The organism is Sphaerisporangium sp. NPDC049003 (assembly GCF_043197795.1).
Taxonomy (GTDB): Bacteria; Actinomycetota; Actinomycetes; order Streptosporangiales; family Streptosporangiaceae; genus Sphaerisporangium.
Genome location: NZ_JBICTU010000005.1, coordinates 226,051 through 245,829, shown reverse-complemented (window position 1 = coordinate 245,829; position 19,779 = coordinate 226,051). Strand labels below are relative to the sequence as shown.

Genomic DNA, 19,779 nt, shown 5'->3' with positions numbered 1-19,779 from the left:
ATCCCCTTTCTGCTTCCCTCGTGATCGCCAGAAATCCGGGCTTCTTTCTCTGGTTCGACCCTTACGCGGTCGTGGGAAGACCGTCATGACCATCCCCACGCTTGTATTTCACCTGGAACCAGACGGTTCGCCCCGCCGGATGGTCGTAGACGTCCCAGCGATGCGAGAGCGTCTCGACCAGAATGAGCCCTCGTCCGCCTTCGGCGAGAAGGTCTCCGCCGACATGCGGAGCGGTGTCACCACCGGCGTCCACCACGTCGACGTGTATGAGGTCGTGACAGTCGGCGATGGCGAGCGTCACCCTCCCGCCGTTTCGCGAGTTGGAATGAACCACAGAATTCGTGACAACCTCGGAAACCAGTAGCGTCACGTCGTCCAACGCCGGATGACCCTCCCCGAGTTTATGCCTCACGTACTCTCGTGCTCGTGAGACCGACTCGGGAAAACCGAGCAGGTCGGTAACGCCTAGCAGGCTTCCTGTTCTCATGCGCTTGCCTTTTCGCCTCGCCGGAAAGGTTCGTGCGTCGTTGGAGACTTCGCTTTACCAGAGTGTCAAGAGAGGGCTACGATCGGTAGCGATTTCCGCTCACACCCCGGGCACACTTGGGTTAGCGGAATGGTTAGTCAGCTTAAATGTCCCTATTCTGATGGTAGGTGAGACATGCCCCCCGGCAGCGATGTCGACCCTCACGAGTCCCCGCGTGCCCTTTTCGCCTTCGAGCTGCGTCAGCACCGGGCCACGGCCCAGCTCACGCAAAGGCAGCTCGCCCAGCGCATGGGGTATTCGGACGCCATGGTCGCCATGGTCGAGACCGCCAAACGCCCCCCGTCCGAACGCTTCGCCGAGCTGTGCGACGAGGTCTTCGGCCTCGACGGCACCATGAAGCGGCTGTACATCGCGACCACCTGGAACAAGGCACCCGAGCATTTCAGGCCCTGGCTGGAGGAGGAAGAGGAGGCGACAGCCCTGAGAGGCTGGGAGCCGATGCTCGTCCCGGGCCTGTTCCAGACCGAGGCGTACGCACGAGAGATCTTCGCCGCAGCGCCGGGCACCCGGCCAGAGGAGGTCGACGAACGTGTGGCGGGGCGCATGCAACGACGGGCGATCCTGCACCGCGATACCCCCCCACTGGTCGCGGCCCTGGTTGACGAGGCCGTAATACGTCGCCGAATAGCAGATGCCGAAGTCATGCGGGGACAACTAAACTACCTGCTTGAGGTCGCTCAGTACCCAGGGGTGATCCTCCAGGTTGTGCCCTACTCCGCATGGGCCATCTGCGGCCTTTTAGGAGGCTTCATCATCGCTGAGCGCAACGGGGTCCCCTACGCGGCCTACGTGGAAGCACAACCCCACGGGCACACAATTGACGACCGTGATGCGCTGGGCAAGCTCCTACGTCTATACGACGTGATCAGGGCTGAAGCCCTCTCGTGCAGACAGTCTCTGAAGCTCATACAACAGGAAGTGGTGAACCAAAGTGGCTCTTGACCTTCGCGGCGCTCAGTGGCGAAAGAGCACCTACAGCGGCCACGACGGCGGCAACTGTGTCGAGGTGGCGTCGAACGTTCCTGGGCTGTTCGCGGTCAGGGACAGCAAGAACCCGGCCGGTCCGGCGCTGGTCTGCGCGCCGCGTGAATGGTTTGCGTTCCTGAACGGCGTCAAGGGTGGCACGCTCGCCTGAGGAGTACCGCTCTCGGCGACGGAGCCCGACCAGGCGATGAACTGGAACCCGTCGACTTCAAGGAGCGAGTACGCAGCCCGACCGCACAAGTGGTCGGGCTGCGTTTTCCCTCTCATGAATGCCTTCGCAAGACATGACGGATCGCAGGTCAGGCCGTACCGTCAAGACAGTCCCCTCCGGCTCGTCGAGGAAGCGGTGAACCAAAGTGGATCATGATCTTCGGGGTGCGCGGTGGCGCAAGAGCACTCACAGCGGTAGCGACGGCGGCAACTGTGTCGAGGTGGCGTCGAATGTTCCTGGCGTGTTCGCGGTCAGGGACAGTAAGAACCCGGCCGGTCCGGCGCTGGTCTGCGCGCCGGGTGAGTGGTCCGCGTTCCTGAGCGGCGTTAAGGGCGGCACACTCGCCTGAGGAACACGACGCTTCTGGGCTACCGGCCCCTGTAGTGGGCACCGAGCGGTCCCGCCGCCGGCGTCGTCGTGGCTATTAACCGCGAGGAGGCCCTGGATGCGATCATGGTGATCGTGGGCGAGCTTCCCTCCTGTTGTTCACTGCGGTGATTTGTCCCATAAGGAACTCGTGACCGTTAAGTAACTTTCCCTTACTAAGGTCCCCGGCATGAGTTCCAGAATTGGGCGGGCCCTCGCCGCCGGTGCCACGGTCGTCGTGGCCCTCGGCCTCACCGCGCCCGCAGCGCCCGCCTCCGCCACGCCCGACCACTCGGTGAAGATCACCGTGATGGCCAGTTCCGACATTCACGGCAACGCCCTGAACTGGGACTACTTCAAGAACGCCGAGTTCGACGACAGCGCGCACAACGACGTGGGCCTCGCCAAGGTGTCCACGCTGGTCAACCAGATCCGCAAGGACCGCGGAGCCGACCACACGCTGCTGTTCGACTCCGGCGACACCATCCAGGGCACCCCCCTCGACTACTACTACGCCAAGGTCGAGCCGATCACCGAGACCGGCCAGACCCACCCGATGGCCAAGGCGATGAACGCCATCGGGTACGACGCCGTGACCCTGGGCAACCACGAGTTCAACTATGGCCTGCCCATGCTGGCCAAGTGGGTCAAGCAGATGAAGGCCCCGGTGCTCGGCGCCAACGCCGTGTCCGCCAAGACCGGCCTCCCCGCGTACCTGCCGTTCATCATCAAGACGATGAACGTCAAGGGCGACAAGCCGGTCAAGGTCGGCGTGCTCGGCCTGACGAACCCCGGTATCGCGATCTGGGACAAGGCCAACGTCGACGGCAAGCTGAAGTTCCTCGACCTGGTCGCCACCGCGAAGAAGTGGGTGCCGGTCATCCGCGCCCTCGGCGCCGACGTCGTCCTGGTCACCGCGCACGCCGGCGACAACGGCATGTCGTCCTACGGCTCCGACCTCCCGATCGAGAACGCCGCCGGCCTGGTCGCCGAGGAGGTCCCCGGGATCGACGCCGTGCTGTTCGGCCACGCCCACAACGACGTGCCGCAGAAGTTCGTCACCAACAAGGCGACCGGCAAGCAGGTTCTGCTGACCGAACCGAGCAAGTACGGCCAGCGTCTCTCCGTGGTGGACTTCACCCTCGCCAAGGAGCGCGGCAAGTGGGCCGTCACCACCAAGTCGTCGGCCACGATCAACACCAACACGGTCGCCGAGGACCCGAAGATCGTCGCCCTGATGAAGGGCCAGCACGACAAGACCGTCAAGTACGTCAACCAGGTGATCGCCCAGTCGAAGGAGCAGCTGTCCGCGGCGGAGTCGCCGTACAAGGACACCGCGATCCTCGACTACATCCAGAAGGTGCAGACCGACCTGGTCACCAAGGCCGTCGCGGGCACGGCCGACGCGTCGCTGCCGGTGCTGTCGATCGCCGCTCCCTTCAGCCGCACGGCGATCTTCCCGGCCGGGCCGGTGAGCGTCCGTGACATGGCGGGCCTGTACGTCTACGACAACACGCTGCTCGGCGTCAAGCTGACCGGCACGCAGATCAAGGACTACCTGGAGTACTCCGCCAAGTACTTCAACCAGGTGGCCCCCGGCGCGCCGATCGACCTCGGCACCCTGACCAACGCCGCCGGCACCCCGGACTACAACTACGACCAGCTTTCGGGTGTCACCTATGACATCGACATCTCCAAGCCGGTCGGGGACCGTATCGTCAACCTGTCGTACAAGGGTGCGCCGCTGGCTGCCGGCCAGCAGTTCGTGGTGGCGATCAACAACTACCGGCAGTCCGGCGGCGGCGGCTTCCCGCACGTCAAGACCGCCCCGGTGGTCTACAACGCCCAGGTGGAGATCCGCCAGGCGCTGATCGACGCCGCGAGCGCCTCCGGCACCATCGACCCCGCCACCTTCGCCGACCCCAACTGGAAGCTCGTCCGCGCCGGCGTGCCCGTCTTCTAGGACGCCTCCAGGACCGATTCCTAGGGGCCGACTCCTAGGGTCGGGTTCCCGGAACCGGTTCCCAGGGCTGGTTCCTGGGACGGCTTTCGCAGGACAGTGGCCGGTACCACCCTTTTGGGAGGTGCCGGCCACTAATGATCGTTATCATCCTCACATCGATACTCCTGTCCGCCGACGCCACCCCCAGGCGGAGACCGACGTCCGCAAGAGGTGCGCCAGGTTGAGCCCGCGAACCGGCCGGAAGCCTCCGTGAGGTTCCGGGTCATCGGTGACGTGGCCGTCGCCGGCGACACGGCCCCGGTGCGGCTGGCGTCACGGCGCCAGGAACAGCTGCTGGGGCTGCTCATCTGCTGGCGCGGCCGTACGGTGCCCGCGGAGACGCTGACCGACGCGCTCTGGGGCGAACGGCCGGCCTCGCGCCCCGGGAAGAACCTCCAGGTCCTCGTCCACCGGCTGCGCCGGTCGCTGGGCAGCGCCGACCGGATCCGGCACGACCGCTCCGGGTACGCGTTGCTCGCGCACAGGGCCGAGGTGGACGCCTGGCACTTCACCGACCTGGCCGAACGAGGCCGCCGCGCCCTCGCCCAGGGCGACCCCGAGATGGCGGCGGCACTCCTCACCGAGGCGCTGGCCCTGTGGGGAGGCGGCACCGCCTACCCAGGCCTGCACGACGTCCCGCAACTCGCCGAGGCCGCCGCCGAGCTGGAGCAGGAACGCAGGCGCGCGCTGACCGACCGCGTCGACGCCGAGATGGCGCTGGGACGGCACGACCAGGTGATCCCCGAGCTGACCGCACTCCTCGCCGAGGACCCGCTCGCCGAGTCGTCCGCCGCGCGCCTGATGGTGGCGCTGCACCGGGCGGGCCGGCGCGCCGACGCGTTGAACGTGTACCGGAGCACCCGTACGGTCCTGGCCGAGGAGCTGGGGGTCGAGCCCGGTCCCCTGCTGCGGGAGCTGGAAGGCGCCATCCTGCGCGGGGACGAGGACATCATGCCCGTGCCTCTCCAGCCGGTCGGCCAGGGCCCGGTCCCCGCCCTGCTTCCCGCGCCCACAGGGGACCTCACCGGCCGGGACGCCGAGCTGCGCCGGATCACCGGCCTGCTGCTCGGCCCGCCCGTGGTCTGCGTCGTCTCCGGCATGGCGGGCGTCGGGAAGACGGCGCTCGCCGTGCAGGCCGCCCAGCTCACGCGGGAACGGTTCCCCGACGGCCAGCTCTTCGTCAACCTGCGCGGCGCCGGAACCGGCCGGGTCGAACCGCGCGAGGCGCTCGGACGCTTCCTTCGCGCGCTCGGCGTCGCCGGAGCGCTCGTACCCGACAGCCTGGACGAGCGTGCCGAGGTCTACCGTGACCTGCTGTCGGACCGGCGCGTGCTGGTCGTCCTCGACGACGCCGCCGACGAGGCCCAGGTGGAGCCGCTCATCCCCGCCGGCGCCGGCTGCGCGGTCCTGGTCACCAGCCGTGGCAGGCTCACCGCGCTCCCCGCCGCGAACCTGGTCGCTCTCGGGATGCTCGGCACCGGCGACGCCGTCGAGCTGCTGAGCAAGATCACTGGACGTGCCGAGCTCCGCGAGGGCGGACCGGCCGCGCGGGAGCTGGCCGAGCTGTGCGACCGGCTGCCGCTGGCCCTGCGCATCGCCGGGGCACGGCTGGCGGCCCGGCCGCACTGGACGGTGTCGCGGCTCATCTCCCGGCTGGAGGCCGAGCACGACCGGCTCGACGAGCTGACCCACGGCACGCTGTCGGTCAGGGCCGGCCTCGCGCTGGGCTACTCCGGGCTGACCGAGCCGGCCCGGTCGCTGTACCGCAGGCTGGGGCTGGTGGAGACCCCCGACTTCGCGGTCTGGGTCGCCGCCGCGCTCCTTCCCGCCGCCTCGCGCGAGGCCGAGGACGTGCTCGAAAGCCTGGTCGAGGCGCAACTGGTGGAGTACGCGGGCACGGACGGCATCGGCGAGCCCCGCTACAGGATCCACGACCTGGTACGGCTGCACGCCAGGGAGCGGGCAGCCGAGGACGAGGCGCCGGGCGAGGCCGAGGCCGCGCTGACCAGGCTGACGGGCGCGTACCTGGCCCTGGCCGAGCGCGCGCACCGGCTCCAGTACGGCGGCGACTACACCGTGCTGCACGGTGGCGGTGCCCGGTGGGACCTGGAGGAGCCCGCCGTGGGCCGCCTGCTGGCCGACCCGGCGGGGTGGCTGCGCAGTGAGCGGCTCGGCCTGGTCGCGGCGGTCGAGCAGGCGGCCGGGCTCGGTCTCAGCGAGATCTGCTGGGACCTCGCGATGTCCACGGTCACGCTGTTCGAGTCGCAGGGCCACTTCGACGACTGGTCGCACACGTGCGGTACCGCGCTCGCCGCCGCCAGGCGTACGGGAGACCTGCGGGGGGAGGCGGCCATGCGGTACTCGCTCGGCACGCTGGAGATCTTCCGGCAGCGCTACGCCGCCGCCCGTCCGTATTTCGAGGCGGCGCTGCCCATCTTCGAGACGGTGGGCGACCCGCACGGGCAGGCGCTCGCCCTCCGCAACGCGGCCCTGCTCGACCGGGTGGAGGGGAACGCGGAGACGGCCCTGGCCCAGTACGGGCGGGCGCTGCGGATGCTCCGCGACGTCGGCGACCGGCACGCCGAGGCGCACGTGCTCGGGAGCATCGCGCAGATCCACATCGAGAACGACCACGCGGAGAAGGCGGCCCCGCTGCTGGAGCAGGCGCTCGGCGTCTACCTGGAGCTGGGCGACGCGCGGGGCAGCGCGCAGATACTCAACCGGCTCGGGCTGCTGTACCTGCGCCAGAACAGGGCGACCGAGGCGGAGGCCGCGTACTGGCAGGTCCTCGACGCCTCCCGGAACACCGGGGACCGTATCGGCGAGACGTACGGCCTGCTCGGCATGGGCGAGGCCGCTCTGCTGGGCGGGGAGCTCGACCGCGCCGCGGACTACCTGGACGCCGCGCTGGCCAAGGCCGTCACGATCGGCGAGCCGTTCGTCGCCGCCCGCGCCCGGCTGGCAGGGGGGAACCTCGCGGCCGAGCGCGGCGAGCTTCGGCTCGCCAGGTCGATGCTGGAGCGGGCGGCGGCGGAGTTCGACGCGATCGGGCTCCCGCTGTGGCACGAGCGCGCCCGCGAGGCCCGCAGCGCCCTCGACACGCTCTGCTCGCCGCCCGCCTCCGGCTGAACTCACCCTCAGCCCGCGCCGGGGTCCATCCAGTGACTGTCGCAGCCGTACTGCCGGCTGTGGCAGGGGTCCACCTCGACGGCGGCGGCCGGCGCGGCACCGGCCCCCAGCAGCCCGGCCACCACCAGGGCGAGCAGCGCCCCCTTCAGCTTCTTCACGCGGTTCCTCCTGCGATCGCGGTGGCGAACGGCCGATCATCCGGCCAGGCGCGACATTATGCACGCCTGGGCGTCCCCGTGGCCGCCGCCGCCCCAACTTCCCCGTGGCGACGGCGGCCCGTGATGCCCGCGAAGCGCGTATCGCGTCCCAGCCGGTCCGGCGATGACGCGCCCGTGGTCATCGCCGGTTCCACCCGCCCGGCGGTCATCACGAGAGCACTCTAGAAAACGCCGGTTTCACGGGGGTTTCACCGTCTCCTCCGCGACCCGGAGAACTACTTCGCCGAGATCGAGCAGGCGGCGTTCGACCCCGCCGCCCTCGTACAAGCGGCCGAAGGGGTTCCGGCCTTAGCATTTCGCAGGTGACCACCTACGACGATCCTGACGCGTTCGAGTACCTGGACTTCTCGGCCCTGCCGCAGCGCCAGCAGCGGATCCTGGCCACGATCCGGGACTGGGTGGGCAGGTACGGGTATCCGCCGAGCACCCGCGAGATCGGCGACGCGGTCGGGCTGCGGTCGTCCTCATCGGTGTCGAAACTCCTGAAGAGCCTGGAGGAGAAGGGGTTCCTCCGCCGGAGCACGGCCATGACCCGGCCGATCGACGTGCGTCTGTTCCTGCGAGCCTCGGCGCCGGAACCGGCCGCGGACCTGGTGACCGTGCCGGTGGTCGGAGACATCGCCGCGGGCAGTCCCATCGTGGCCGACCAGCACCTGGACGACATGCTGACCCTGCCCCGCGACATCACCGGGCGTGGCAACCTGTTCGGTCTGCGTGTGCGGGGCGATTCGATGATCGACGCCGCGATCTGCGACGGCGACATCGTCGTGGTACGGCAGCAGCCCGAGGCGCACTCGGGCCAGATCGTCGCCGCGATGATCGACGGCGAGGCCACCGTGAAGGTGTTTCGCCGGCGCGACGGGCACGTCCATCTCGAACCGCGCAACCCCGCCTACGACGTCATCGACGGTGACGGCTCCGTGGTGCTGGGCATCGTGGTCTCGGTCCTTCGCAGCGTCTGAGCACACCCCGCCTCTCGCCGCGGGCGCGTCGCGGCATCGCGTGCCGGTACGTCAGGGCGGCGTAACGGATGGCGAGGACGAGGGCCGGCCCCCGGGCGGTGAGGCCGGGGGCCGGGATGGGTGGTCTGTGGCGGTTGGACGGAGCGGTTACCGGTACACGCCGAACTCCCAGAGGGAGTAGCCGTAGGCGGTGCCGCGCTGGGCGAGGTTGAGGCGGACGTATCTGGCGGACACGTTCACGTCGATCTCGTCGAAGCCGCCGTCACCGGCCGTGGTGGAGTAGGCGTTGGTCCAGGTGGTGCCGTCGTTGGAGGTCTGGATCTGGTAGGCCTTGCCGTAGGCGGCCTCCCATCCGAGCTCCACGTGCTTGATCGCGGTGGCGCTCCCCAGATCGACCTGCAGCCACTGCGGGTCGCTCCAGTCGCTCGCCCACCGGGTGGTGAAGCTGCCGTCCGTCGCCTTGGAGGGCAGGAACGGCCCGCCGTCCCCGGTCGGCTGGTAGGACGAGGCGGTGGTCGTCTTGCCGAGCGCCACGTTGGTGCCGGGGATCGTCGGAGGCACGACGCGGAACGACTTCTGCTCGATGCCCACGTTGCCCTGGCCGTCGAAGGCGTAGACGTAGACCTTCCACACGCCCATCTGCTCCGGCGCGGTGACCGAGAACTGGCCGGGAGCCGTCTCGGTGAACCGCAGGTGCGAGAAGCCGGTGTTGCCGGTGATGTGCTTGTTGCTCGCCATCAGGTTGTAGCGGATGGGATCGCCGTTCGGGTCGTTCGCGGTGACGCCGACGGTGAACTGACCGCCCGCGGGGACGCTGGTCTGTGAGCCGACCGTCATGGCCGTGATCTCCGGCGGCGTGTTGGCGAACGCCTGGCCGGTGTAGGCCTGCTTGAGCGCGTGGTAGCCGAGCCGGCGCCATCCGCCGGTGAAGGTGTTGAGCCACACGCCGCCGAAGTCGTTCTCCAGCCCGTAGTGGAACTCGGTGGCTCCGAGCGCGACGCCCGGGTGGCCCTTGATGGCGTTCCAGCTCGCGGTGTACCCCGCGCGCTTCTGCAGGTCGGTGGGCTCGGTGGGGACGCCGTTCACGTCGTTCGGCACCTCCCACTCACCCGCCGGGCCGCCCTCGGTGATGATGTACGGCTTGGTGTGGCCGCCGTCGATCCACGCCTGCTTGACCCCGCCGATCGCGCCGTAGGAGTTGACCGCGAGCAGGTCGAGCGCCGGGGAGTACGTCTTGTAGTACGGCCAGGCGCCGGTCCACGCGTCGGTCGAGGTGACCGGGTGGTTGGGGTCGGCGGCGTGGATGGCCACGGCGACCTCGTTCACGAACTTGGCGTAGCCGACACGGCGCGCCTCGACCTCGGCCGCCGACAGGCCGTGGTCCTGCATGGTGAGGATGACCTCGTTGCCGACGTCCCACATCAGCACGCCCTGGTACCCCTTGAGCGCGTTCACCCGGGCGACGATCTCGTTCTTCACGCTGGTCTTGTAGGCGGTGTCGTTCACGTAGTCGGCGCCCTGGTTCAGCCAGTGCCCGACGACGACCTTGATGCCCTGCTGCGCGGCCCTGTTGAGCAGGGTCGGCGTGTTGGCGTCGTCGACGCCCCAGGTGCGGATCGTGTTGACGCCCATGCCCTTCAGGTCACGCATATAGCCGTCGGCGGCGCCCTGCGGCGGGCCGTACGTCAGGCCCCTGAGCTCGTACGGCGAGCCGTTGACGTTGAGCTGCCAGTTGCCCTGGGTGCCCGTCACCCTGACCACGCTCGGGCCGGCGGGGGTGGCCGGGTCGGTCATCGCGGCCGGCACGGTGCCGACGCTCCTGGAAACCGAGACGGAGTCGACGCTGAGGACGCCGCCGGAGGTCGTGGCCGGGGTCGGGGTGGTGAATCCGGCGATCGCGTTCGGCAGCGATCCGCCGATGGCCAGGTCGAACCGCAGGTAGAAGCCGTGCTGGACGGCGGCCTGCCAGGCGGCGACCCCGACCTGGCTCTCGCGGACGATCCAGGTCTGCTTGCCGTCGAGGTAGAAGCGGATCTCCTCGTCGGTCTTGGTGCGGTCGATGATCTGGGTGTACTCGTGGTACCCGGTCTGGCAGCCGGTGCAGGAGGCGAGGCCGCTGGTGCGGCCGTTGTACTCGGCGCACACGCCGTCGGGGGCCGTGCCGCAGTGCAGGGTATTGGAGAGCTGGTTGCGGCCGTTGACATCGGTCATGATGTCGGTCTCGCCGACGCCCGGCCAGTTGTTGTAGTTGCCGCGGTAGGCGGCGCCGGTCGCGCGGAAGCCCGGCCAGTAGCCCATGGCGTTCGCCACGTCGGGCTGCTTGAGCGTCGCGGTGAACCTGAGCTGCTCGCCCGGCTGCGGGGTGAAGTCGGTGCGCTGCGTCTCGACGCGTCCCGAGGTCCAGTTGCCCGCGCCGTCCTTGATCGCCTTGATGGAGAGCTTGCCGGCGCCGTCGAGGGAGACGTTGGCGGTGGAGGCGCTCATGGTCTCGACCTCGCCGGTGCCCCAGTTCGCGGCGCCGCCGGGGTACTGGGTGCCGGTGCGCAGGAGCCAGTTCGCCGCCGAGGGCGAGGTGCCCGCGGCTCCGTTGAAGTCGTCCTTCCAGATCTCTGTCCAGTTGCCGGGGGGAACGGACGGGGTGATGGTGGGCGTCGGCGACGGGCTGGTGCCGCCGATGGTGCCGTAGACCTGGAACTCCCACAGCGAGTAGCCGTAGCCGGTGCCACGGACCGTGCCGTACATCCGCACGTACCGGCCGGTGCCCGAGACGGCGAGCGTCTGCGTGCCCCCGGTGCCGGTCGTGGTCGAGTACACGTCGGTCCACGCGGCGCCGTCAGGCGAGGTCTGGATCTTGAACGCCTTGCCGTACGCCGCCTCCCAGGTCAGCACGACCTGGGTGATCGACGCGGAGGCGCCCAGGTCGACCTGGAGCCACTGGGGGTCGCTGAAGGCGCTGGCCCAGCGCGTGCCGGTGAGGTTGCCGTCGACGGCCATGGCAGGGCTCCATGCGGCGCCCTCGGATGAGGAGGCCGTCGCCGGCTTTCCCTGCGACAGCAGGGTGTCGACGGCCATGGCGGTGCCTGACAGAGCCAGGCCGGAGGCGACCAGCGCGACCAGCGTGGCGATCAACAGGCCCAACCGGTATCTGCCTGGGCTGCGGGATGGGTGCACGATCTCTCCTCGATACGGGGGGTGCCTGCCAGGTCGGCGAAGGGTAATCAGAGGGAGAGCGCTCTCCGAATGGAGAGTGCACCGATCGGTCAAGCGCTGTCAAGACCGATTCGCAACCGGAACGAAACGTGCTGCTCATGTGGCCGAAACCCTCTCGCCCGGAGGGGGGGGGTGGCGGGTGCCCCATTGACATCCTCGCCTCCGGCGGTGAATCTATGGCCAGGACGGAGAGCGCTCTCCAATCCCCCGAGAGGAACCAGAGTGACCGACGAGCAGTTCGATGACGTGGTGCGCAAGTTGGATCTGGAGCAGAAGGTCAGACTGCTCACCGGAGCGACCGCGTGGCGGACCCACGCGCTGACGGACATCGGCCTGCGTTCCATCGTCACCTCCGACGGGCCGATCGGCGTCCGCGGCCAGGGATGGGACGAGCGGAGCACCTCCCTGACCCTCCCCTCTCCCACCGGGCTCGCCGCGAGCTGGGACGAGGACCTGGTGGAGCGGCTCGGCGAGCTGCTGGGCGACGAGGCCCGCCGCAAGCGGGTCGACGTGCTGCTGGCTCCCACGATCAACCTGCACCGCTCGCCCCTCGGCGGCCGTCACTTCGAGTGCTACTCCGAGGACCCGCTGCTCACCGCGCGCATCGGCGTCGCCTACATCCGGGGAGTGCAGTCGCGTGGGGTCGCCGCGACGGCCAAGCACTACGTGGCCAACGACTCAGAGACCGAACGGCTCACGCTGGACGCGCGCGTGGACGAGCGGACGCTGCGCGAGGTGTACCTGGCGCCGTTCGAGGCCGCGGTCGAGGCCGGGGTGTGGGTGGTCATGGCCGCCTACAACGGCGTGAACGGCGCCACCATGAGCGAGAACCCGCTGCTCGCCGAGCCGCTGAAGGGCGAGTGGGGGTTCGACGGCCTGGTCATCTCCGACTGGGGGGCGGTGCGCTCCACGGTCGCGTCGGGACGCGCCGCGCAGGACCTCGCCATGCCGGGACCGGACGGGCCGTGGGGCGAGGCGCTGGTCGCGGCCGTACGGGCCGGAGAGGTGCCCGAGGAGGCGGTCGACGAGAAGGTCCGCCGCCTGCTGCGCCTGGCCTCCCGCGTGGGCGCGCTGTCCCCTGACGATCCCCCTTCCGGCGTGGCGGCCCTGTCCCCCGACGATCCCCACTCCGGCCTGGCGGCTCCCTCCCCCGGCGGCGCGCCCGTCGCGGAGGCCCAGGGTGGTTACTCCGCGCTCGGGGGCCCGCACCCCGGCACGCCGACCGACGCGGGCAGCCGGGCGCTGCTGCGCGACGCGGTCGTGGCCGGCACCGTGCTGCTGCGCAACGAGCGGTCGGTCCTCCCCCTCGACCCCGGGCGCCTGACCCGGGTGGCGCTGATCGGCCCGAGCGCCGCCTCGCCGCGCGTGCAGGGCGGGGGCAGCGCGGGCGTCTACCCGGTCTCCACCGTCTCGCCGCTCGACGGCGTCCGTGACGCGCTGGCCGGCCTGGCCGAGGTCACCCACGCGGCCGGCGTACACCTCCCGAGCCGTCCCACCCCGCTCGACCTCGGCAACGCCCGCGACCCGCTGACCGGCGAGCCCGGCGTGCTCGTACGGCTGCTGGACGCCGACGGGGCCGAGCTGCACGCCGAGCACCGGCTCACCGGCCGCATCCTCGAACCGGCCCTCGTCGACTCCTCGGCCACCGTCGAGATCAGCGCCCGCCTGTGCCCCGAGGTCGGCGGAGAGTGGAACCTGGCCGTCTCCGGATGGGGCCACGTGTTCCTTTCCGCGGACGGCACGACGCTGATCGACGAGGAGGTCGAGCGCGACACCGACGACCCGGCGACGGTGCACCTCACCCCGCCGTACCGGCACGCCACGCTGAGCCTCGCGGCGGGCCAGGAGGTCGAGCTGGTCGCGCGGCGCCGCCTCGACCCTGACAGCGGGCTGGCCTCGGCGCTCGCCGCCGACCCGCCGAAGCGCGGGGACGCCGAGGAGCTGGAGGCGGCGATCGAGCTGGCGAAGGCGGCCGACGTCGCCATCGTGGTCGTCGGCACGACCGAGGAGGTCGAGAGCGAGGGCTACGACCGCGACGACCTGGCCCTGCCCGGCGACCAGGACGCCCTGGTCCGCGCGGTGGTCGCGGCCAACCCCGACACGATCGTGGTGGTCAACGCCGGAGGTCCGGTCGCCATGCCGTGGCGCGAGGAGGTGCCCGCCGTGCTGCTGAGCTGGTTCGCCGGCCAGGAGTACGGGGACGGCCTCGCGCGGGTGCTCTTCGGCGGCGCCGAACCCGGCGGGCGCCTGCCCACGACGTGGGCCGACACCTCGCTCATCGGCACCACGCCCGTGGACGGCGTGCTGGAGTACGCCGAAGGCCCCGACATCGGCTACCGGGCGTGGCTGCGGGAACCGGCCGCCCCTGCGTACTGGTTCGGCCACGGGCTGGGATACACCACCTGGGCGTACGAGAGCGTCGTCGCGCCGGCGCACGCCGAGCCCGGCCGCCCGTTCACCGTGCGGGTGCGGCTGCGCAACACCGGCGAGCGGGCCGGTGGCGAGGTCGTGCAGGTCTACCTGGCACGGCCCGAGTCCGGCGTGCGGCGCCCGGCCCTGTGGCTCGCCGGCTTCACGCGCGTCGAGGCGGGGCCGGGGCAGACCGTGGAGGCCGAGGTCGAGGTCCCGGCCCGCGCCCTCCAGCACTGGTCCCCTGAGGACCGGGACTGGACCAACGAGCCCGGGTCGTTCACCGTACTGGCGGGCCGCAGTGCGGGCGACCTACCATTGAGCACCGGTACTGTGAGCCGGTGACTGAGACCTGTTACGACCGATATGGCCGCCTACGCGTGATGTAGGAGGCCAGGGCGGGCGAGCGCGTTGGAGAGCGCTCTCCCGCCATGCTATAAAAGCCACATGAGCGAAGGTCGCCCGCCTGTGTCGGCATCCCCCACCCTGGAGGACGTGGCGCGCGCGGCGGGTGTCTCCCGCGCCACCGTCTCCCGCGTCATCAACGGCATCCGCAACGTCGATCCCACGATCCAGGAGACGGTCAGGCGGGCCATCGCCGACACCGGCTACGTCCCCAACCGCGCGGCCCGCTCCCTGGTCACCCGCCGCACCGGCGCGATCGCCCTGGTCGTGTCCGGGGCGGGCGAGGAGAGCGGGGAGAACCCCTTTCACAGCCAGGTCTTCGCCGACCCGTTCTTCGGCCGCGTGGCCAGCGGCGTGGTCGGCTTCCTGCGCCCCCGGGGCATCCACCCGATCTTGATGTTCGCCGAGACCGCCGAGGCCCGCGCCCAGGTCATCGCGTATCTCCGCCAAGGGAACGCCGACGGCGCCGTCCTGGTCTCCACCCAGTCGGAGGACCCGCTCCCCCGGCTGCTGGTCGACGCGGCCCTGCCCGCCGTGCTCTTCGCCAGGCCCGCGGAGCCGATCCCCATCAGCTACGTCGACGTCGCCCACCGCGCGGGGGCGAAGCTCGCCGCCGACCACCTGGTGGCGCGGGGCTGCCGCCGTGTGGCGACCATCTCCGGGCCTTTGGACGTGGCGGCCAGCCAGGACCGGCTTTCGGGGTTCCGCGACGCGATGGCGGCGCACGGCTATCCGTACATCCCGTGCGTCGAGGGGAATTTCACCCTCGGCAGCGGAGAGGCCGCGATGGAGCGGTTGCTGAGCGAGCATCCCGGCATCGACGGCGTCTTCATCGCCAACGACCTGATGGCCCAGGGCGCCCTTCCCGTGCTGCGCCACCACGGGTGCCGCGTGCCCGGCGACGTCGCCGTGGTCGGCTTCGACGACAGCAGCGCGGCGACCGCGAGCAGGCCCCCGCTAACGACGATCCGCCACCCCGTCGAGGACATGGCGGCCGAGATGGCACGGCTGCTCATGGCCCACGTCGACGATCCCGGCCAGCCGGTGACCTCGATCATCTTCGAGCCCTCCCTGGTGGTCAGGGACTCCGCCTGACGGCACGCGCCCGCCGCCCCGGAGGTCTGGATCCCGGCCGCGTGAATCGAAGCGGCGTGAATCGAAGGCGCGCGCATGAGGGGCGGGTGGATCCGGAGCCGCGTACGCGGGTCGGGCGCCTCGGGCGGGCGCGCGCGTACGCGGCTCGCGGTCTACTTCACCGCACCAGCGGTGAGGCCCTGAACGAGATAGCGCTGGAGGAGCAGGAAGCCGGCCACGACCGGGATGCTCACCACCAGGGACGCCGCCATGACCTGGTTCCAGTAGACGTCGTTCTCGGTGGCGTAGCCCCGGAGGCCGACGGCAAGGGTGCGGGTGGAGTCGTCGGTCATGACCGAGGCGAAGAGCACCTCGCCCCACGCCGTCATGAACGCGTAGATGGCGACCGCCACGATGCCGGGGATCGCGGCCGGGATGACCACGCGGAACAGCGCCCCGAGCGGCCCGTTGCCGTCCACCTTGGCCGCCTCGTCCAGCGCCACCGGGATGGAGTCGAAGTAGCCGACCAGCATCCAGATCGAGAACGGCAGCGAGAACGTCAGGTAGGTGACGATGAGCCCGGTGCGGGTGCCGTACAGCTCCAGGCCGGTGGCGTTGCCGAGGTTCACGAAGATCATGAACAGCGGGAGCAGGAACAGGATGCCCGGGAACATCTGGGTCGACAGCACCGTGATCGTGAAGGTCTTCCTGCCGGGGAAGCGGTAGCGGCTCACCGCGTAGGCGGCGAAGATCGCCACCGTCACCGACAGCACGGAGGCGATGGACGCCACGACGACGCTGTTCACGAAGTACCGGGCCAGCGGGATGGTCTTCCAGATGTCGGCGAAGGGCCGGAAGCTGATCGTCGAGGGGATCCAGCGGAAGCCGTTCTGCACGTCCTGCAGCGGCTTGATCGCCGAGCTCGCCATCACGTACAGCGGGATCAGGGTGAACAGGCCGAGGAATCCGAGGCCGATCCATCGCGCCCACGGCAGCCAGCGCGGCTCATGCATTGGTCCTCCTCCGGGAGGTGATCGCCAGGTACGCCGCGGTCACCACGAGGAGGAACAGCAGCAGCAGGACCGACATCGCCGAGCCCGAGCCGAAGTTCCAGGTGATGAACGAGCTCTGGTAGATGTGCACCGAGATGAGGTCCGCCTGTTGCGGCGCCGCCTTCCCGAACAGCACATATGGGGTGTTGAAGTCGTTGAAGGTCCACAGGAACAGCACCAGGATCAGCACCTGGTTCACCGGGCGCAGCATGGGCAGTGTGATGGAGCGAAGCTGCCGCCACCACCCGGCGCCGTCGATGGCCGAGGCCTCGTACAGGTCGCGGTCGATGTTCTGCAGGCCCGCCATGAGGATCAGGAACGCGAACGGCCAGGACCGCCACACGCAGACCACCACGACCGCCGCGAAGCTGTTCGTGCCGATCAGCCAGAACGGGCGGTCGGCGCCGCCGAGGCCGAGCTGGTCGACCAGGACGTGGTTGACGAACCCGGTGTCACGCTGGAACATGAAGCTCCACGTGATCACTCCGGCGTAGACGGGCAGCGCGTAGGGCACCAGGAAGAAGGTGCGCAGGAGCCCGCGACCGCGGAAGGCGCCCTGCATCAGCACCGCCCCTACCGTGCCGAAGAGCCAGGAGAACCCGACCGCCAGCGCGGTGAACGCGATGGTGATGAGGAACGAGTGGAGCAGCGAGCTGCCGACGGCCGAGTTGACGTCGACCGCGATCTGGTAGTTCGACAGCCCCACGAAGGGGGCGGCCGACCAGTTCCTGATGAAGAACTGCGTGAGCCGCAGGAAGCTCATCCCGACGCCGATGAGCATCGGCACCACGTGGATGAGCAGTTCCAGCACGATCGCCGGGAGGATCATCAGATAGGGCACGCCCAGGCGGCGCAGCCGTACCGGGATCCGGCCCGCGACCCGCGATGGCAGCCCCCTTCCGGGCGGGGGCGGCCCGCCTCCGGCGGGCGCGGTCGCGCGCCGCTCGTCTTGCTGAGGCGTGGTACGGGCGACCATCTATTCCTCTCGATTCGGCAGTGCCGGTCGTGGACGGCGTGAGGGTGTTCGTGTGGACGGCTTGAAGGTGTTCGTGGACCTCCCGCCGGGCCGTCTCGTGAACGACCCGGCGGGGGCCGGTGCCGGCCGGGAGACGATGGGGGAAGGCCCCCGCCCGGCACCGTCGTACTCGGGTGGAACGTCAGCTACCGGGCTGGACCTGCTGGTTCGCCTGGGTCAGCTTGGCCTTGACGGCCTCCTCGGTGATCGGCTTGCCGCTGGCCGCGTCGGCCCAGAGCTGGTTCATCGCGGTGCCGACCAGGGTCTCGAACTGGCTCTCCTCCGGCACCTGGGGCAGCGGCGCGGCGGTCTTGCCGAGGATCTCCTGGAACGTCTTGATGTCCTCGCTCTGGAACGCCGGGTCGTTGTAGGCGTCCTGGACGGTGGGCAGCGACCCGTACGTCTTGTTGAGGATCTGCTGCTCCTCCGGGCTCGTCATGAACTTCACGAACTTCAGAGCGCCGTCCTGGTTCTTCGTGAAGTTAAAGACGGCGAGGTTGATCCCGGCCACCATGCCGTTGACCTGCTTGCCCCCGGAGTCCGCCGCGGGCAGCGGAATGGGCGCGAGGCCGTAGGTCTCGTTGGTCAGCCCGGCGGCCTTGATCTGCGAGCCGATGGACTGCCACATCAGCATCGCGGCCTTGCCGTTGACGAAGTCGTTCACGGCCTCGGTGCCGTTGGAGTACTCGGCGTTGCTCGGGTTGACGATCTTGTCGGCCGCCATCAGGTCCAGGTACTGCTTGATGGCCGCGACGTTCTGGGGAGAGTCGAACTGCGGCTTGCCACTGGAATCGAAGAGCTCCGCGCCGTGCTGCTGGCCGAAGATGAAGGCGTGGTGGGAGTTCTCGCTGACGCTGGCGCCCTCGACGGCGAGGCCCCACTGCTTGCCCTTGGTGAGCTTCTTGCCGTCGGCGACCAGCTCGTCCCAGGTGACCGGCGGTTTGTCGATGCCGGCTTCCTTGAACATCTTCTTGTTGTAGTACAGCCCGTACGTCATGCCGTAGATCGGCACGGCCGTGGGCGGCTTGCCGGGGGCGCCCGTCGCGGCGAGGCTCGGGCCGAGGAAGCGCTCCTTGCCTCCCAGCCCGGCGAGCAGGGTGTCGTCGAAGGGCAGGAAGGCGCCGGTGGCCTGCAGCGAGGCCGACCAGGTGTTGCCGATGTTGACCACGTCCGGGCCCTTGCCCGACGTGGTGGCGGCGAGGATCCGGTTGAGCAGGTCGGCCCAGGGAACCACTTCGACGTTCACCTTGATGCCGGTCTGCTTCTCGAACTTGTCGAGCTCGGGCTGGAGCACCTGCTTGTCGTTGTCCAGGCTGGTGCCCTGGTTGGACGCCCAGTAGGTGAGCGTCTTGCCCGCGCCGTCGTCGGCCGACCCGCCACCGGCCGCGGTGCCGCCGCCGTCGCCACCGCCACCGCACGCCGCGGCCGCCACCATCAGCGCGCCCGCGACCGCGACATATCCGAACTTGCCTATACGCACAATGAACCCCTCACTAGAACGCGGCTCCGGCCTCGTGCCGATGGAGCCGCCCTACGCCGGATCGGCCTCTCCGCCAGGGGACGGGAAGTCGAAAGGAGGCCGTCAAAGGCCAAAAGAGAGACCTCCTCCTTCAAGGACGCCGGGTCCCGCCGCCGGCGGGACCCGGATGATGTGTCATGGGTAGCGGTCGACGTGGACGACCCGCGTACTCGCGTTCGCCGGTCCCCCGGTCGTGTCGATGACGTGACGCATCGTGGCGACAGCGTCGTGCCCGAGTCCGCCACCACCGCCGAGGCGGGTGTGCCCGCGTTCTCGGTGAAGAGGGTGGAGGCGGTCTCGCCCTGAGAGAGCAGGCTGTCGACGGCCACGGCGGGGCCGGTCACCGCCAGGCCGGACGCGATCGACACCGCCGGGAAGGCGGTGAGCGGACCTGTGTGGTGTAGGCCCGGACTGCGTGCAGGATTGCACAGCCTCTCCTTGGTGCAAGGGGGTACCCGTCGATCAAGGGTGACGACGGATGAGGGAGAGCGCTCTCCAGACAGAGATTGTCCGCTGTATCACGACTTGTCAACACATCCTTGCTGACGATTTGGAAACCCCCTGCTCACCCCCTCGAAACACGTGGGGCCTCATCGAGCCACTTGTCTGACCTCCACAGAGCCGTGAGACGCGCCTGGATCACAGTGTGGACACCAGATCGATCTTCGATTGCCTT

General features: G+C 69.7%; 15 protein-coding genes. 9 read left to right on the top strand and 6 right to left on the bottom strand.

All coding sequences use genetic code 11. The annotated features are described in order from the left end of the window. Window positions 1–61 precede the first annotated feature (61 nt). The gene (locus tag ACGFIV_RS07625) at window positions 62–487 is read right to left on the bottom strand and encodes an ATP-binding protein (protein ID WP_358557039.1); all 426 of its coding nucleotides are present in this window, start codon (window positions 485–487) and stop codon (window positions 62–64) included. 174 nt (window positions 488–661) lie between these two features. Here ACGFIV_RS07625 and ACGFIV_RS07620 point away from each other — a divergent pair, with 174 nt between their 5' ends. The 5 genes from ACGFIV_RS07620 (at window position 662) to ACGFIV_RS07600 (ending at window position 7,239) form a co-directional block, all read left to right on the top strand. Further along, complete coding sequence (locus ACGFIV_RS07620; RefSeq protein ID WP_358557036.1) at window positions 662–1,489, top strand: helix-turn-helix transcriptional regulator; 828 nt, start codon at window positions 662–664, stop codon at window positions 1,487–1,489. Further along, window positions 1,479–1,682 carry a DUF397 domain-containing protein gene (locus tag ACGFIV_RS07615; RefSeq protein WP_358557033.1) on the top strand — a complete coding sequence of 68 codons (204 nt, stop codon included), beginning with the start codon at window positions 1,479–1,481 and terminating at the stop codon, window positions 1,680–1,682. Before ACGFIV_RS07620 ends, ACGFIV_RS07615 begins: the two co-directional genes overlap by 11 nt. 205 nt (window positions 1,683–1,887) lie before the next feature. Next, entirely contained in the window at window positions 1,888–2,091 is a 204-nt protein-coding gene (locus ACGFIV_RS07610; protein WP_358557030.1) for a DUF397 domain-containing protein, read from the top strand. Between the two features lie 207 nt (window positions 2,092–2,298). Continuing rightward, window positions 2,299–4,071: a 5'-nucleotidase C-terminal domain-containing protein gene (locus ACGFIV_RS07605; RefSeq protein ID WP_358557027.1), complete on the top strand. Its 1,773-nt coding sequence runs from the start codon at window positions 2,299–2,301 to the stop codon at window positions 4,069–4,071. 249 nt (window positions 4,072–4,320) lie between these two features. Continuing rightward, window positions 4,321–7,239, top strand: a complete 2,919-nt coding sequence (locus ACGFIV_RS07600) for a BTAD domain-containing putative transcriptional regulator (protein WP_358557024.1) — start codon at window positions 4,321–4,323, stop codon at window positions 7,237–7,239. A gap of 8 nt (window positions 7,240–7,247) precedes the next feature. On the opposite strand, the gene ACGFIV_RS07595 is transcribed toward ACGFIV_RS07600, so the two are convergent. Beyond that, window positions 7,248–7,397 carry a hypothetical protein gene (locus ACGFIV_RS07595; RefSeq protein ID WP_358557021.1) on the bottom strand — a complete coding sequence of 50 codons (150 nt, stop codon included), beginning with the start codon at window positions 7,395–7,397 and terminating at the stop codon, window positions 7,248–7,250. Window positions 7,398–7,685: 288 nt separating this feature from the next. On the opposite strand from ACGFIV_RS07595, the gene ACGFIV_RS07590 reads away from it, so the two are divergent. Next, on the top strand, window positions 7,686–7,763 hold the full coding sequence (locus tag ACGFIV_RS07590; protein ID WP_358557059.1) for a hypothetical protein: 78 nt from the start codon (window positions 7,686–7,688) through the stop codon (window positions 7,761–7,763). Then, window positions 7,760–8,419 (top strand): transcriptional repressor LexA, encoded by a 660-nt coding sequence (gene lexA, locus ACGFIV_RS07585; RefSeq protein WP_392832900.1) that lies wholly within the window; start codon window positions 7,760–7,762, stop codon window positions 8,417–8,419. Before ACGFIV_RS07590 ends, lexA begins: the two co-directional genes overlap by 4 nt. Before the next feature lie 147 nt (window positions 8,420–8,566). On the opposite strand, the gene ACGFIV_RS07580 is transcribed toward lexA, so the two are convergent. Further along, entirely contained in the window at window positions 8,567–11,590 is a 3,024-nt protein-coding gene (locus ACGFIV_RS07580; protein ID WP_392832897.1) for a discoidin domain-containing protein, read from the bottom strand. 261 nt (window positions 11,591–11,851) lie between these two features. Here ACGFIV_RS07580 and ACGFIV_RS07575 point away from each other — a divergent pair, with 261 nt between their 5' ends. Both ACGFIV_RS07575 and ACGFIV_RS07570 read left to right on the top strand, forming a co-directional pair. After that, the gene (locus ACGFIV_RS07575) at window positions 11,852–14,383 is read left to right on the top strand and encodes a glycoside hydrolase family 3 C-terminal domain-containing protein (RefSeq protein WP_392832894.1); all 2,532 of its coding nucleotides are present in this window, start codon (window positions 11,852–11,854) and stop codon (window positions 14,381–14,383) included. Window positions 14,384–14,485: 102 nt separating this feature from the next. Next, entirely contained in the window at window positions 14,486–15,538 is a 1,053-nt protein-coding gene (locus ACGFIV_RS07570; protein ID WP_358558738.1) for a LacI family DNA-binding transcriptional regulator, read from the top strand. A 152-nt stretch (window positions 15,539–15,690) separates the two neighbouring features. Here the strand turns inward: ACGFIV_RS07570 and ACGFIV_RS07565 are convergent, their stop codons facing one another. From ACGFIV_RS07565 to ACGFIV_RS07555, 3 genes are all read right to left on the bottom strand, one after another. Continuing rightward, entirely contained in the window at window positions 15,691–16,530 is an 840-nt protein-coding gene (locus ACGFIV_RS07565) for a carbohydrate ABC transporter permease (RefSeq protein ID WP_358558736.1), read from the bottom strand. Next, complete coding sequence (locus ACGFIV_RS07560; RefSeq protein WP_358558734.1) at window positions 16,523–17,545, bottom strand: sugar ABC transporter permease; 1,023 nt, start codon at window positions 17,543–17,545, stop codon at window positions 16,523–16,525. Before ACGFIV_RS07560 ends, ACGFIV_RS07565 begins: the two co-directional genes overlap by 8 nt. Before the next feature lie 181 nt (window positions 17,546–17,726). Then, window positions 17,727–19,064 carry a sugar ABC transporter substrate-binding protein gene (locus ACGFIV_RS07555; protein WP_358558732.1) on the bottom strand — a complete coding sequence of 446 codons (1,338 nt, stop codon included), beginning with the start codon at window positions 19,062–19,064 and terminating at the stop codon, window positions 17,727–17,729. Between the last annotated feature and the right edge of the window lie 715 nt (window positions 19,065–19,779).

Bases quoted from the DNA above. Each gene is read 5' to 3' on its own strand.
- ACGFIV_RS07625 (WP_358557039.1), bottom strand. From the start codon at position 487: ATGAGAACAGGAAGCCTGCTAGGCGTTACCGACCTGCTCGGTTTTCCC.
- ACGFIV_RS07605 (WP_358557027.1), top strand. From the start codon at position 2,299: ATGAGTTCCAGAATTGGGCGGGCCCTCGCCGCCGGTGCCACGGTCGTC.
- ACGFIV_RS07565 (WP_358558736.1), bottom strand. From the start codon at position 16,530: ATGCATGAGCCGCGCTGGCTGCCGTGGGCGCGATGGATCGGCCTCGGA.
- ACGFIV_RS07570 (WP_358558738.1), top strand. From the start codon at position 14,486: ATGAGCGAAGGTCGCCCGCCTGTGTCGGCATCCCCCACCCTGGAGGAC.
- ACGFIV_RS07560 (WP_358558734.1), bottom strand. From the start codon at position 17,545: ATGGTCGCCCGTACCACGCCTCAGCAAGACGAGCGGCGCGCGACCGCG.
- ACGFIV_RS07620 (WP_358557036.1), top strand. From the start codon at position 662: ATGCCCCCCGGCAGCGATGTCGACCCTCACGAGTCCCCGCGTGCCCTT.